Genomic DNA, 15,386 nt, shown 5'->3' with positions numbered 1-15,386 from the left:
CGTTTTTAATTCACATACACTTAGACTTATTTTTACATTAGTTGCGCCTAAGGTGTACGTGTTTTTTCTCTAACTGGAGGCAGCAGTTTGCTCATGTTCACGGTACGTTTGATTTCCCACGTCTCCGGCTTGTCATGTTCATACTGCTCCAGGTAAAGGATGACTTCCTTCGTGATCGGTGTTGGTGTTGATGCACCCGAAGTAACCGCCACCTTATTTACACCTTTCAGCCATTCTTGCTGAATCTCGGAAACATCGGATACACGGTAGGCCGTAACACCCGCAATCTCCTCCGACACTTGTGCCAGACGGTTAGAGTTATTGCTGCGAGGATCACCCACCACGATAACCAGGTCCGCTTGACCTGCCTGTTCAGCAACAGCTTCCTGACGAACCTGAGTTGCGAGGCAAATTTCATTATGAATCTCAGCTCCCGGAAACTTCTCCAGCAGACGGCTCATAATGTGTTTGATATCCCACTGGCTCATCGTTGTCTGATTCGTAATAAGGATCTTGCCTGAAGGTACGTTCAGTTCTTCGATCTCTTCTTCCTTCTCGATCAGATGAACGAGGTCTGGCGCAACGCCAACAGCACCTTCTGGTTCAGGATGATTCCTTTTACCAATATAGATAATCTGATAACCTTCTGCTGTCTTTTCGCGAATGAGATCATGTGTCTTGGTCACATCAGGGCATGTTGCATCCACTGTTGTCAATCCTTTGTCCCGTGCCAGCTTACGCACTTCAGGAGATACACCATGAGCTGTAAAAATAATCGTGCCACTCTCCACTTGGCTCAAAATATCCATCCGGTTCGGACCATCCAATGTAATAATACCTTCATCTTCAAAGGAATCCGTCACATGTTGGTTATGCACAATCATACCCAATATATAAATAGGTCGTGGTAAATCCAGATTGCGTGCCGCTTGACGCGCGAGCACCATCGCATCCACAACGCCGTAACAATATCCCCGCGGCGAAATTCGTAATACTTCCACTTGGTTGCCACCCGCTTTCTTTCTCGGCAACGTTGCCGATGTAATTGCAGTCCTGTCTATTATACCTTTATTCGATAGGCGGAGCAAAGACAACCGGCAACCAGATAATAAAGGTGGTTCCTTCTCCACGTCTGGTCACAACCTCAACCGATCCATGGTGTTCCTCAATAATCCACTTCGCAATTGAAAGTCCCAGACCGATGCCCGGTGTAGCCCCACGGGATTCATCTGCCCGATAGAAGCGATCAAAGATGAACGGCACTTCGTCCCGATCCATCCCAATACCGGTGTCGCTGATGCGCAGTCCCACCTGGCCCTTGTATAATACGGCATCCAGCGTCACAGAGCCTTCAGGTGTGTATTTAAACGCATTTTCGATGAAAATAAATAACATCTGTTGCAGATAGTCCTTGCTACCGTTCACATAAATGCCGTTCAGGATGGAAAAATCTCCTGGAAGCCAGTCTGCCTGACGATCCAGAAATTGTGCTCTGCGTGCCACTTCCTGTACGAGTATCTGCAGCGGGATCGGATTCAGTTCAATTTTCTGACCCGTATCCGCTCTCGCCAGCGATAACATGTCGCTGATCAGCCTGCTCATACGTTTTCCCTCGTCAGCCATGTCTTCAATGGCTTCCAGCGACATTTGCTTGACGGTCTCCTCATCCAGATTCGGTCGGTCGGTTCCCTCCTGATCCCATAACTTCTTCAGGAAGTCCACGTTCCCGCGAATGGTGGTCAGCGGTGTACGCAGTTCATGTGATGCATCGGATACAAAGCGGCGCTGGGCAGCATTCGTCTCCTCCAAACCACGGAATGACAATTCTGTACGTTCAAGCATATTATTCACCGTTTCAATCAGACGCCCGATCTCATCCTTTGGCCCCGCATATTGAATACGTACACTTAAGTCATCTCCCGATTGAATCTGGTTCGCGGCATCAATGACATTCACGAGCGGACGCATCGACTTCCGGGCCAGAACGAGACCTGAGGTTATAGCCAATGCCATAGCCACCAGCCAGCCAAAAACCAAAATATTAAGCAACGCTTCCAGCAAGCGCTCCTGTGAACTTACATTGGCTCCTACCTGAAGAATTCCACGTACTTCATTGGTACCTTGAAGAGAAAGGGGAAGCTGATTCACCAGAAACGGTGTACCGTCCACATAGATCTTGGATATGCCACGCTCTTTAAGTATCTCATTGGCTTTTAGTACCGGAAACTGAATCTGCAATTTCTCCATATTACCCGAAATCCTGCCTGAGCGACTCTGATAATCCCAGAGTTGAATATAGATTTGTGCCTCTTGAAGCTGACTCTCTGTAAATGGGTCCAGATCCAACGACTGTGAAAGAGGATTAACACCGATCTGCTCCGTAATCCGGGTACTCTTCACCTTCAATTGCTGTTCGACTTCCTGATAGGAGTTAAAATAAACAAAGGCATAGATTACAACGCCCCAAAAGATCAGAACAGCCGCCAAAATGCCAGAATACCATGCGGTTAATCTTAACCGGATGGACATATCAAGAGTCACCTCTCAGAATATAGCCGGCTCCCCGGATGGTCTGGATTAGACGCTTGCCACCGTATTCTTCGGTCTTCTGTCTGAGCATGGCAATGTACACTTCAAGCACGTTAGACTCACCGCTGTAATCATAACCCCAGATTTTATCCATAATCAGATCACGGGACAGTACCCGTCTTGGATTTTGCATGAACAGATTCAACAGTTCGAATTCTTTGGCAGTCAGCTCCAGACGCTGCCCATCTCGCAATACTTCACGTGAGTCATTGTCCAAAATGATATCTTCATACATTAAGCGGTTGTCCGGCGTACCCCCATTATCAGACTTGCGGCGCAGCAATGCGCGGACACGTGCCAATAATTCTTCCAGCGCAAAAGGTTTTACAAGGTAGTCATCGGCTCCCGTGTCCAGTCCGGTCACTCGGCTCTGTACTTCATCCTTGGCCGTCAGCATCAGCACAGGTACTTTGCTGCCTGCTTCTCTCAATCTGCGACATACCTCAAATCCGTCAATCTGCGGCATCATCACATCCAGCACAACGATGTCCGGCTCCTTGTCCATCAGTTTGCTGAGGCCTTCAGCTCCATTGGAAGCCGTCTGTACCTCATATCCTTCAAAAGCCAGCCCCCGGCGGAGCATGGATACAATTTTTTCGTCATCATCCACAATCAAAATAGTTGAGCGCATGGTCTTTCTCCTTTATCCTAACGTTTTATCCCATTGTAACAGGCAGAAGCACAATCTGCATCTTCAAGTAGGCGGTCTCCATTCCGTACTGGTCCATTGTAACCTTGCTCCATCAGGGCAAAAAAAACGGAAGGGCCTTCAAACCCTTCCGTTCTGTTAATCCTTAACCGATATTTATGGTTGCTGCTGTTGTGTACCTGTTGTTTGTGAAGTATCAAAATCATTTTTGTTACCGATTTTGATTTTCAGATCCATTTTCTTACCGTCACGCACCACGTTTAATGTCACTTCACTGCCGATTTCCTGTTTCTTGATAAAATCAATCAGATCTTGACTTGTGGCGTAAGGGGTACCGTTCGCACCTGTAATGATGTCATATGCACGAAGATCTGCTTGGTAAGCCGGCGATTGGAAGATCGTGCTGGCTACAACTGAACCTTCGGTCACATCTGTTCCCATTTGTTTAGCGACTTCAGGTGTGAGAGCCATCAAAGATGCACCGATAAAGGGTACTGGCTCTTTGGGAACTTCTTTGTTCTCTTTAAGATATTTAACCGCTTCAGAGATGACACTTGATGGGATCGCAAAACCAATCCCTTGTGCGTCTGCGCTTACTGCAACGTTCATACCGATAACTTCCCCGTTCAGGTTAAGCAACGGACCACCGGAGTTACCCGGATTAATCGAAGCATCCGTTTGCAGCAAATGGCTGTACTCACGTGTTTTTCCTGTTTCTTCATCTGGAATGCTGATTGTACGTTCTTTGGCACTCAGTACACCTGCTGTAACCGTGTGTTCGAATCCTTCAGGGTTACCGATAGCTACAAGCCACTCACCGACTTGAGTACTATTGGAATCACCCAGTGGAGCTACAGGGAACGCATCGTCACCACTGTTTTTCTCAATTTTCAATACAGCCAAATCCAGATCAAAGCTGCTTCCCAGCAGTTTAGCTTCATAAGGCTTGCTGTTGTTCTCCAGGGTTACCTGGATTACATCTGCACCCTGTACAACGTGTTGATTCGTCAGGATATATCCTTCTTTGTCAAAAATGAACCCCGAACCAATGCCCATAGGCACAAGCTGATTACTGCTTTGTGGTTGCTGGCTTTGGCCTTGATTGCCTTCCGTTCCGCCCCCATTACCAAAGAAGTATTGGTACAGCGGATCACTTGTATTCGATCCACCCTGACCCAATCCTGTACGTGAGGACTGCTTCGCGAGTGTTTCAATTTTAACGACAGCCGGACTTGTACTTGTTACTACGGAAGACACATCTTCTTTGCCTGTTGGCAGTAACGACGCTGTGACATTGTTGCCTCCGCCTGTGTTTGTGGATGCTTCCTGTCCTGAACTTTGATTGTCCGTGTTCATAAGTGCCGTCTCCGGTGTGAACATGTTTGTTCTATCAGCTGTGTACATGAGAACAGTGATGACCAGCATACCGGCAATAAAGGAAAATAGAAGTGATCTTACGGAAGAACGCGGCTTGCGGTTATTATAGTTCCAGTTGCCTTTGCCGCCATTCCCTTGATCTCCACCGTTACCTGAGCCGTTTCCGCCGCCTGATGATCTTTTCGCTTGTTCAGATGATTCACTATTATAGTAAGTAGGTACGGGTCTCACCGGATCAGGTTTTGTAATCTCTACATTTCCTTCTTCACGCTGATTAGTGCTTCCCATGTGATTTGCTGTATCTTCCTGATTCACGGACTGAAAAGGTCCATAAGAATAATAATAGGAGGATTCGTCCGTTCCGGAAGAATTGCGGTTCTCCGTTTGTTTGGTTTCGTTTTCCTCGTCTTGACGGTTCGATCTATAGTTGCGTTCGTCCATGCCTCTCTACCTCCCAATCTCTTATTCCCAAGAGATATTCTTTAACTGTTCTTATTTTGTACTTTAAACCTTAACCGTACCTTAAAAACAATTAAAAAGGAGATAAAAGCACGTAAGAATACATTCTTTTCCCCGTCATGACAGCATTTACCCTTTCGTTTTCACCCAACCCTGACGATGCGCATAGATGGCCAATTGTGTACGATCGTCCATCTCACATTTCATCAGCAGGTTGCTCACATGTGTTTTGACGGTTTTGATACTGATATGTAATTCTTCCCCAATGTCTTTGTTGGTCTTTCCCTCTGCAATAAGTAGCAACACTTCCTTCTCCCGTTCAGTCAGACCCGATTCACTCTCTCTCGCTGTACGTTGTCTGATTCCCCGGGTTAACGCCTGCGACACATCACCTGTCATAACAGGCATGCCTCTATAGGCCCCTTGAAGAGCATAGATCAGTTCTTCAGCAGAGACTGTCTTCAGTACATAACTTACCGCACCCGCTTCAATCGCTTGCACAACCAGATCATCCTCCAGGAAACTGGTGAGCATCACAATTTTCATCCCTGGAAATTCAGTCATGATGGCTTTTGTTGCTTCAGCGCCATTCATTACCGGCATCATCAGATCCATCAGGATCAGATCCGGCATTTCACTATCATTTAACTTACGCAACTGATCAAGCGCATCCTGCCCGTGGCCCGCTTCCCCCATCACATGAAAAGTAGGTTCCAGCATCAGATACGTTTTCAGCCCCATTCGAACCATGTCATGGTCATCCACAATCATTACGTTTATTTTCCCACTCATTGCGTCTCCCCCTCTAGTTCATTCAGATACATTCGGAAATTTCGGGATCAATACCCGTACCGTCGTTCCCGCTCCCGGCTTTGATATAATCTGAACTTGCCCCCCAAGCTTCTCCGCCCGTTCACGCATGGTAGATAACCCGTATGAACCCGGACGCTCCGCTTGCTGCAAAAATCCCTGACCATCATCGCTGATGCTCATGCTGATCTGATGTTCACTCTCCCGTATGGACAGACTAACCACTCCCGCCTCTGCATGCTTCACGACATTCGCAACAGCCTCCTGAATAACAAGAAACAGCTGGTGCTCAATGGCATCCGAGATTCCGCCATCCAGTTCCAGCTCTTTCACACCTTTAAGACCATTCTGCCTGCAATAATCAGGAAACCAACTATCCAGTGCTGCGGTGAGGTCACGCCCTTCCAGCTCCACCGGTCGAAGTTGGGCAATAAGTCCTCGCATCTGACGCTGTGCAATATGTGACATCTGGATTAACTGGTCCAGTACTTTACCGCCATGTTCAGGATTCATCTCCAGCAGACGAGGTAAGGACGAAGCCGACATATGCATGGCAAACAGCTGCTGGCTAACCGTGTCATGAAGATCCCTTGCCATTCGTTTACGCTCTTCAAGCACAGCCCGCTCCGAGGCTTGCTCCTTCTCAATGACTTCCTGCTCACCAAGGCGCTGAAGCAGTCTCATCTTTTTCTCAATCGAATCCATCATGACATTGAATTCCTGATAGACACGACCAAACGAAGCATCATCCGCTTCAGGCATACGCACCGCCAGATTACCCTTGGACACTTTCAACATGTTGAGATCAAGTAGGTCGATCTTGCGTTGGAGTCGTAATGCAGCGATATATCCGGTGATAACGGTGGCCAGCACAACAACGGCAACATAGGTCCATGCCCGCTGACGACCAGCCCCCATCAACACCTCTCCATACAATAGATAGAATCCGCCCAGCGTAATTAGACCGGTTAGCGCAAAATACATCATCAGTTCCCATTTATTGGCCTTGAGAATTGTTCGAATCATGCGTTAACCCACCTTATTCACTTTGACGTCTCCGATAAACACACTTACAATAATCCGTACCTTTTTGCTTGCTTCATGGTAATGGGCAGTTTCAGCCTGGGCACTACTCAGGAATCCGCCGCGTTTCTGGTTCAACAGTGACATATCTCCAATGAAGGAATTAGTCGTCACCGTCACACCCAGATCCATATCTTCTGGAACAAATACTTTCACATCCCCAATAAATGAAGAAATGACAATTTTCGTCTCACCGTATGGAATCTGTGCTTTGGTCAAATCAATTACGGTATCTCCGATAAAAGCCGAGATGTTCATGGGTTTCAACGAGAACACTTCTTGTCCCATGTACAAATCCCCAATGAACGCTGATTTATTAATGGTATTGCCACTGCCATAATTCCCATAACCATTTCCGTACCCATCATCATAATGTTCTCCATATCCGGTATCGTTAGAGTTATACGATTGATGTTTCTTCTTATATTGATGCCCTTGTGATGATGAATCCGTTGATCCTGTGAAATGAGGGCCATGTGCATCGTTCTTCTGTTCCTGTTTTGGTTTGCCAAATGTTTTCTCGAACTGTTCGTCAAACGACGACGGCATCTCCAGATCCTCAGGGGACAACGGTTTATATGGTTGTTCTGTTGCTGGAGGTGGCTGCATCTTGTCATGATGTTTCCGATCTCGACGTCGTGGCCCAATCAGTACGAACAATCCTCCGCCAATCAGCATAATCGGAATCAGATAACGGATGAACTCCCCCATGGAGTAATCAATCCATCCCAGGTTACGGGCTAGGAAGTAACCACCGATCGCCAGTACAATTACCGGTCCAATAAAGGCGTAACCCCCGTTGCGACGAATCTCGGAGATTCCTTTGACCCCCCACCAGATTAGAAATAACGGCCAATATGTTCTGAAAATATATCCTACATCAATGTCATATCCCAATTGTCTGAACAAGATCATCGCACCAATAGCAATAAGAGGTATGCCAACCCACCAGCGGTCACGCGTCGATCGTTTCATCGCTCATGTCTCCTTTGTCTGTATTATGTATCCAGTGTAACTCAGACAGAACAATGAGAACAGCGGCGGCAGATGGAAGTTATCTCGGTCTCGAGACTGAGATGGGAGGATATTTATGTAAAAAATCCGCATATGTAAAACACCCCGGAGCTGCTGCTCCAGGGTGCTGAATCTTTATCTTCAATTATTTCTGGAATTTCCCTGCACGGCCTTGGTTTGTTTGACCCGTGTTTTCTACACCGAACTCGGCATTGAATTTTTCATCAGGTGTTTGGAAATTATCTTGTACTTTGTTTTGAGCGGATTGTTTCACTTTAGCTGCTGCATTCTCTTCTCCAAACTCTGCATTGTACTTCTCGTTTGGCGTTTGGTACCCTTGTCCTTGTGATTTCTTAGCCACAACGAATCACCTCTCTCTTCATATTTACGTTGCATTGCTGCACCGCGGGGTTCGTCCCCAGTCAATATTATGTGAAGAGAGCACTTCAGTTATTCATGTGACCAGGTGAAATTATATGGCCTTGTCCAGCCACGAGTCCGGTACGGATTTGTACACGTCGATCGCATCTGCCAACTCGCTGAGCATCTTTTCTGTGCATTTCCCAGCGCCTTGCCTGATCACCTGTACCTCCACATCCTTTTTGCCCCACTCTTTGTACACTTGCTTGGTTGTCGGGAAATACAGATCGATCTTATGGCCTTTGATCGCTGAACCGGTATCTGCAACAATTCCGTAGCCATAGCCCGGAATATACAGAATGGAACCCATCGGGAACAATTTTGGATCAGCTGCAATCGTGGAGACCGTTTCTTTATCACGGCGTACTTTGACACCAGAATACGTAATTCCATATTGAGGATGTTTAGGCCCTTTTCCTGTAGACTCCACTCCTGCCGTATATCCCGTTGCTGTAACCTTTTGTGTACCCAGGATTTGTTCTGAACGCGGAGCAAGCACCGGCATAGACGGATCCGCCACTTGTTTTTCTGGAAGTTCAGGTCTTGGAATGAGCATTGGTTGTGGTGACCACAATAAAGCCATATACACCATGGTCGTCAGCTGGGCCTCATCGCTGTATTGATGGCTGACCTGTTCTGGAAATTCTTGATCCGACTTGCTCGAATTTTCAATAATCGGACCTTCAATGCCGCTGCTCTGACTCTCGACATGCAGTACTGTACTTTCCTCTTCAAATGTATAGGCATCCGCCTGATTCAGGTTAATCATCATTCCGGCGAACATCACACAGCCAACCAATAAACCCCGTATATGTTTCTTCTGAATTGAGAATTGCTTTTTCATTGTATAACCTCCCCCTCACTGCAAAGGTTTTCCAAAAAGCAATTAATCTATACTTTTTACTGCAAACACTACGAAAAAACGCCTGAACAACATAGGTCAATCCCATGTTATCCAGGCGTTATGCAGAGTGATCAGCGCAACTTATGCACTGGTTATCCGATAGATCATTTGTTCATTTATACCAAACGTGTTGCGATTTCTTCTTTCAATTGAGCGATTATTTCATCGACCGGTTTCATGCCCAGATCGCCTTCTCCACGCTTACGCACGGATACTGCTTCTGCATTACGCTCATTCTCACCAACTACAAACATATAAGGCATTTTCTCAAGCTGCGCCTCACGGATTTTATATCCAAGCTTCTCATTCCGCAGATCGGCTTCAGCAGAGATTCCCGCACGTTTCAGCTTCGCTTCCACTTCACGCGCATAATCGTCGAAGTTTCCGGATACTGGGATCACTTTTGCCTGTACTGGAGACAACCACAATGGGAAAGCTCCTGCAAAGTTCTCCAGCAAGAATGCTGTGAAACGTTCCATTGTACTAATTACACCGCGGTGAATAACGACCGGACGATGTTTTTGTCCGTCATCTCCCACATATTCAAGTTCAAAGCGCTCAGGCAACAGGAAGTCCAGTTGAACCGTAGACAATGTCTCTTCTTTGCCCAGGGCTGTTTTGATCTGTACATCCAGCTTCGGACCGTAGAATGCCGCTTCACCTTCAGCTTCATAGAAAGGAAGATCAAGTTCTTCCACAACTTCACGCAGCATGCGTTGGGACATTTCCCACATCTCGTCGTTCTGGAAGTATTTCTCGGTATCCTTCGGATCACGATAGGACAGACGGAAACGGTATTCGTTAATACCAAAATCCTTATACACTGTTTGAATCAACTCGATAACACGAGCAAACTCTTCTTTGATCTGATCCGGGCGTGCAAAAATGTGTGAGTCGTTCAGTGTCATTGCACGTACACGGTGCAGACCTGTTAATGCCCCCGACATTTCATAACGGTGCATCATGCCAAGCTCCGCAATACGGATTGGCAGATCACGGTAGCTGTGCATGCTGGACTTGTACACCATCATATGGTGAGGACAGTTCATTGGGCGCAGAACGAGTTCCTCGTTATCCATAACCATTTTCGGGAACATGTCTTCCTGGTAGTGCTCCCAGTGTCCAGATGTTTTGTACAATTCCACGTTACCCAGAACCGGTGTGTATACATGCTGGTATCCCAGGCTTTCTTCCAGATCCACAATATAACGCTCCAGAGTACGGCGCAGCTTCGCGCCGTTAGGCAACCAGATTGGCAGGCCTTGACCGACCAGTTGGGAGAATGTGAACATTTCCAGCTCTTTACCCAACTTGCGGTGATCCCGTTTGCGAGCTTCTTCAAGGAAGTGCAGATGCTCGTCCAGCTGTGCTTTTTTCACAAAAGCCGTACCATAGATACGTTGAAGCATTTTGTTTTTGCTATCTCCACGCCAGTAAGCACCCGCGACATTCATCAGTTTGAACACTTTGATTTTGCTAGTCGATGGGACGTGAGGACCACGACACAAGTCGAAGAATTCACCTTGCTCATAAATCGTGATCACGCTGTCCGCTGGCAAATCACGAATCAACTCAAGTTTGTAAGGATCGCCCACTTCTTCAAACGTTTTGATCGCGTCCTCGCGGCTAACTTCCTTACGTACAATTGGCAAGTTCTCGTTCACAATACGTTCCATTTCCTTCTCGATCTTTTGCAGATCTTCAGGATTGAGCGCATGTTCGAGGTCCATATCATAGTAGAAACCATCTTCAATGACAGGGCCAATACCGAGGCGTACCTCTTTGTTACCATATAAACGTTTCACTGCTTGAGCCATTAAGTGAGCTGTACTATGACGCATCACTTCAAGTCCTTCTGGTGAATCCAGCGTTACGATCTCCACCAATGCTCCCTCATGAAGGTTTGTGGACAAGTCCACCACGATACCATCCAGCTTGCCGGCTACGGCATTTTTGCGCAATCCGCTGCTAATTGAAGCGGCTACATCCTCAATGCTGCTGCCATCCGCATACTCACGTACTGAACCATCCGGTAATTTAATGTTCACTGCCATTTGTCTCATTCCTCCTGTTAATGTAACCTTCGAGTCCAGATATTTATGGACTGATTATCTATTGCTATTCCAGTCATTTTGCAAAGGAACGCAAAAAACACCCGTCCCGGCAAAGGGACGAGTGTTATATACTCGTGGTTCCACCCTAATTCAGCTGATTCATCCATATTCGGAAATACAGCCCTCATTGGCATGACGATAACGGGCATGACCCGGCAGATCCTTACTCGCGGATAATCCACCATAAAGGCGATATTCTAACTCCACTTTCAAAATTGCAGCTACAAAGGGGTAAACCATACGTGATATCCGGAGGAAATTCCAGCCTAGGTTCCTCTCTCTGCACCGATCTTGCGTGTGGTTGTTGTCTTTGTCAACGCTTTTGGTTCAATGGTTCTCATGAAAAATTCATGGATCAACAGTTATTATAATTGCCGAGATCACTTGCGTCAAGACCTGTCAACAATCCTGAGCGCAGCACTTCGCATTCCGGGCAATGATGACATATTTGCACTTTGTCTTCAAAGATCTGGCATATGGTCGAGATGATTGGCAGATCCGGGGTGCGTGTATGGAGCATGACCTTCTCAGGAGAGATCGAGATGAGTGTACTTACAATCATATCTTCAATATCCATCTCCAGTTCCAGACCCGGCATTTCCACAACAACCTGTTCATCCTTTTGCACGGGTAAAATATTAAGTCCAGCATCCAGGACCTGAAATTCATGCATTCCCTTGTGTACAAGATGAACTAGTGGTACTTTGGCTTCTTGAAAAAACACAAAATATTTTAACAGCCCCATAAACTCTTCATATTGCCGATCCATCCAGAACTCATCGAGCGCATACTCCACTAATTCCTGAAGTTCCTGCTTATATGGCCGTATACGGAAATTGATAATACCTTCAAGGTGAAAAAAGTGAACATCCTCCAGATCCTGCCGTAGTCCACTGGCTAACGTAGTACGGCGGCGCTCCCGAAGTCCGGGCTGATCCAGATCACCATTTAATAGAAGTGGCATGCAGATTCGATTGACCTTCTCCACCTCATGCTCATCCATGACAGAACACGCTTTGGCGATCATATCCTCCACCATGCCTCGTTCCTGTGTCTCCATAATGAAGTCGGCGAGTCCAAGGGAGAGCAGATCACTGATCCGGGGAAGCCATTGCTGGAAGTCTTCGTGATTCTCATTCCCTCTGCACACCCAGGTTGCTCTTCCATCATTATGTTTGAAGGTGAGCCGGAATCCTCTTTTATTTATATGTAAACCTTTGGTTTTTTCCTTGACACAACGATAAAATTGATCCGCTTCCTCTTGCCCCGATACATCGGTCCATACAGCAAACAGTTCCACAAGAATCACTCCTTTCCTTCCTGTTCAAAGTATATGGCAAGGCCGATGGGGATATACGAAGCGGATTGATGGAAAGCGTGTCATGATTTCTCAGTATATTATGAAGAGGTTTGGAGTTAAGACAAAAATGTGTTATTATTTTAATAACAGTATGTTTCACGGAAAAGGAGGGAAGCCAAAATGAGACAACAACCTAGAATACTCCACTACACTATCATTATCATTTTGTGCGTTTTCCAAGCCTTGTGCTTCCCTATTCCGATGCAGACCGAATCTGCCGTTGGGGTGTCTGTAGAAGCAACTTCCAACAAGGAAGTGCTGTTGCAAATACCCGAATCCCAGCAGAAACCTGTCATTCGCAAATACCCACAAGTCATGTCCAAGCTGATTGCGGTTACGCATAATAAGCCTGTCTTTCTTGTCCTCGCATTGGTATTGATGCTGCGAATCCCTACAACGGGTCTGTCCTTTAAACCGTGGTATTGTCTGTTTAAACGCAGATTATTTCTGCTACCTATTAAGTTTACCAGCATGTATGTATCCCTCACCCCTATAGCACCAAAATACGTGAACGCTCTTCACTAGCCGTTACGACGTATTTACAGGTTGCTTTTGCATGGAGACACCTCTGTATCTATAAGACGGTGTGCTTGTGCATAACTTATAACCCTTTTAGCACACGTTAGATAAACCAATGTTATGACAGTACCTATTTTTTTGTACCCACACCGACAAATTCAAATCATATGGCTGTGTCAGGAATTTCTGGCTCTGTTTACCCGCATCTTTTGATGTTCCTTTGAGCAGCAGATTAACATTTTCGGGAAATAAGCCTGTCTTCTGTGGCCAGCCCCTAATTATAAGGAGGCAACAATCCATGGATGTACGCGAAACAGACTTGCCGGGAATTGGCAAAAAATTTCAAATTGAAACAAGCAGCGGTGATAAAATTGTCATTATTATTCACGATGACGGTCGCCGGGAAATGTACCACTTCGAGTATGATGATCCCGATCAAAGCATCTCGATGATCACACTTGACGATTACGAAGCACGACAGATTGCTGCTATTGTTGGCGGATTAACTTACAAACCAAAGCAGCTTGAAAATATTGAAGTAACGTTTGACGACTTGATTATCGAGTGGTACAAAATCGAACCATCCTTTGCAAGTATCGGCAAATCCATCGGTGAATTGGACGTACGTCAGAACTCTGGGGCAACGGTTATCGCCGTTGTAGAGAAAAATCACAAAAAACATATCAGCCCAGGTCCGGAGGTAGTTATCAGTGCAGAATCCACGGTGGTAGCCGTTGGCGAACGCAATCAGCAGAAACTGTTTAAATCCCTCCTCCTGACTGGAAGGGGGTAAATAGATGGATCATTTGATATTCGAAGTAGGTCTGGCCCTTGTGCTCATTGCGGCAGCCGGCCTTTTATCGGCAAAACTAAGATTTTCGGTTGTTCCGTTTTATATTCTGATCGGGATGGCCGTTGGTCCACATGCCATGAAAATCTGGCATCTGGACTTCCGCTTTATTGAGAGTCAGCCTTTTATTGAATTTATGGGTCGGATCGGTATCCTGTTCCTTCTCTTCTACCTTGGACTTGAATTCTCGGTAGGTCGTTTAATTAAATCGGGTCGCTCCATTGCAGTTGGCGGCTCGATCTACATCGGCATTAACTTTACGCTGGGATTAATTTTCGGTTTTGTGTCCGGTTTCCCAGTTGCAGAAGCACTTATTATCGCAGGTATAACTACCATCTCTTCCAGTGCCATTGTGGCCAAGGTACTCGTCGATTTGAAACGAACAGCCAACCCGGAAACAGAGATGATATTGGGTATTATTATGTTCGAAGATGTATTCCTCGCTGTATATATCTCGATCTTGTCCGGACTTGTGCTTAGTGATTCATCCTCCATCGGAGGCGTCATCATGTCCGCACTTATTGCCCTTGGATTCATGCTTATCGTGATTATCCTTGGACGCAAAGCAACACCGCTACTAAACAAATTGCTTAAAATAAGATCGAATGAGCTATTCTCTCTCGTTGTATTTGGAGCCTTGTTCCTGGTAGCTGGTTTCTCTGAGACCATTCATGTTGCCGAAGCGATTGGTGCATTACTGGTTGGTCTGGTGCTTGCTGAAACAGAACACGCGAAGCGGATTGAGCACTTGATTCTACCGTTCCGTGACTTCTTCGGAGCCATCTTCTTCTTCAGCTTTGGATTGTCCATTGATCCTTTGTCCCTGGGCGGCGAAGCCGTATGGTTAGCTCTGATTGCAGTTGTTATTACATTGTTCGGTAACTTCCTGGCGGGTATGTTGGCAGGGCGCAGTGCAGGACTATCGCCCAAAGCATCGGCGAATATTGGATTAACCATTGTGTCACGGGGTGAGTTTTCCATTATCTTGGCCAACATGGGTAAAGCCGGTGGACTGTTGCCAATGATTCAACCTTTTGCCGCGCTGTATGTCCTAATTCTGGCCATTCTGGGTCCTTTATTAACCAAAGAGTCCAAACATGTATTCCGTTTATTGGATAAAATATTCAAGTTCAAAGATCCTCGGAAAAAGAAAGAAGAGCCAAAGGTCCTACAGAAAGAAGGATAATTCCTATGTCTGTACAGAACAGACATACTAACGTACTTCGCGGCTCTTACGC

Annotated in this window: 15 protein-coding genes; 3 read left to right on the top strand and 12 right to left on the bottom strand. The window is 46.3% G+C overall.

Going from position 1 to position 15,386, the window contains the following annotated elements:
* Positions 1-47: 47 nt before the first annotated feature.
* From MKZ13_RS09330 to MKZ13_RS09275, 12 genes are all read right to left on the bottom strand, one after another.
* Positions 48-1,001: a 4-hydroxy-3-methylbut-2-enyl diphosphate reductase gene (locus MKZ13_RS09330; RefSeq protein WP_076209170.1), complete on the bottom strand. Its 954-nt coding sequence runs from the start codon at positions 999-1,001 to the stop codon at positions 48-50.
* A gap of 67 nt (positions 1,002-1,068) precedes the next feature.
* Positions 1,069-2,529 (bottom strand): HAMP domain-containing sensor histidine kinase, encoded by a 1,461-nt coding sequence (locus MKZ13_RS09325; protein ID WP_237176203.1) that lies wholly within the window; start codon positions 2,527-2,529, stop codon positions 1,069-1,071.
* Between the two features lies 1 nt (position 2,530).
* Complete coding sequence (locus MKZ13_RS09320; protein ID WP_076209172.1) at positions 2,531-3,220, bottom strand: response regulator transcription factor; 690 nt, start codon at positions 3,218-3,220, stop codon at positions 2,531-2,533.
* A gap of 174 nt (positions 3,221-3,394) precedes the next feature.
* Positions 3,395-5,056 carry a trypsin-like peptidase domain-containing protein gene (locus MKZ13_RS09315; protein ID WP_339183530.1) on the bottom strand — a complete coding sequence of 554 codons (1,662 nt, stop codon included), beginning with the start codon at positions 5,054-5,056 and terminating at the stop codon, positions 3,395-3,397.
* Positions 5,057-5,203: 147 nt separating this feature from the next.
* Complete coding sequence (locus tag MKZ13_RS09310) at positions 5,204-5,866, bottom strand: response regulator transcription factor (RefSeq protein ID WP_339183527.1); 663 nt, start codon at positions 5,864-5,866, stop codon at positions 5,204-5,206.
* An 18-nt stretch (positions 5,867-5,884) separates the two neighbouring features.
* On the bottom strand, positions 5,885-6,910 hold the full coding sequence (locus MKZ13_RS09305; RefSeq protein WP_091032721.1) for a sensor histidine kinase: 1,026 nt from the start codon (positions 6,908-6,910) through the stop codon (positions 5,885-5,887).
* Between the two features lie 3 nt (positions 6,911-6,913).
* Positions 6,914-7,942, bottom strand: coding sequence for a cell wall-active antibiotics response protein LiaF (gene liaF, locus MKZ13_RS09300; RefSeq protein WP_339183524.1), 1,029 nt, complete (start codon positions 7,940-7,942; stop codon positions 6,914-6,916).
* A 184-nt stretch (positions 7,943-8,126) separates the two neighbouring features.
* A complete protein-coding gene (locus MKZ13_RS09295; RefSeq protein ID WP_221822994.1) occupies positions 8,127-8,342 on the bottom strand; it encodes a hypothetical protein in 216 nt (71 codons plus the stop codon).
* A 111-nt stretch (positions 8,343-8,453) separates the two neighbouring features.
* Complete coding sequence (locus MKZ13_RS09290) at positions 8,454-9,245, bottom strand: 3D domain-containing protein (RefSeq protein ID WP_260632888.1); 792 nt, start codon at positions 9,243-9,245, stop codon at positions 8,454-8,456.
* A 176-nt stretch (positions 9,246-9,421) separates the two neighbouring features.
* Positions 9,422-11,359, bottom strand: a complete 1,938-nt coding sequence (gene thrS, locus MKZ13_RS09285) for a threonine--tRNA ligase (RefSeq protein ID WP_339183521.1) — start codon at positions 11,357-11,359, stop codon at positions 9,422-9,424.
* Positions 11,360-11,518: 159 nt separating this feature from the next.
* The gene (locus tag MKZ13_RS09280; protein WP_339183519.1) at positions 11,519-11,659 is read right to left on the bottom strand and encodes a hypothetical protein; all 141 of its coding nucleotides are present in this window, start codon (positions 11,657-11,659) and stop codon (positions 11,519-11,521) included.
* Positions 11,660-11,774: 115 nt separating this feature from the next.
* Positions 11,775-12,719, bottom strand: a complete 945-nt coding sequence (locus tag MKZ13_RS09275) for a putative sporulation protein YtxC (protein ID WP_339183517.1) — start codon at positions 12,717-12,719, stop codon at positions 11,775-11,777.
* 180 nt (positions 12,720-12,899) lie between these two features.
* Here MKZ13_RS09275 and MKZ13_RS09270 point away from each other — a divergent pair, with 180 nt between their 5' ends.
* From MKZ13_RS09270 to MKZ13_RS09260, 3 genes are all read left to right on the top strand, one after another.
* On the top strand, positions 12,900-13,304 hold the full coding sequence (locus tag MKZ13_RS09270) for a hypothetical protein (RefSeq protein WP_221822988.1): 405 nt from the start codon (positions 12,900-12,902) through the stop codon (positions 13,302-13,304).
* A 292-nt stretch (positions 13,305-13,596) separates the two neighbouring features.
* Complete coding sequence (locus MKZ13_RS09265; protein WP_076209182.1) at positions 13,597-14,091, top strand: cation:proton antiporter regulatory subunit; 495 nt, start codon at positions 13,597-13,599, stop codon at positions 14,089-14,091.
* 4 nt (positions 14,092-14,095) lie between these two features.
* A complete protein-coding gene (locus MKZ13_RS09260; protein ID WP_091014701.1) occupies positions 14,096-15,334 on the top strand; it encodes a cation:proton antiporter in 1,239 nt (412 codons plus the stop codon).
* The last annotated feature ends 52 nt before the right edge of the window (positions 15,335-15,386 follow it).

It is taken from the genome of Paenibacillus sp. FSL R5-0701, assembly GCF_037973995.1.
GTDB lineage: Bacteria > Bacillota > Bacilli > Paenibacillales > Paenibacillaceae > Paenibacillus.
The sequence above is the reverse complement of the archived record's forward strand: the minus strand, read 5'-3'. Positions and strand labels throughout refer to the sequence as shown.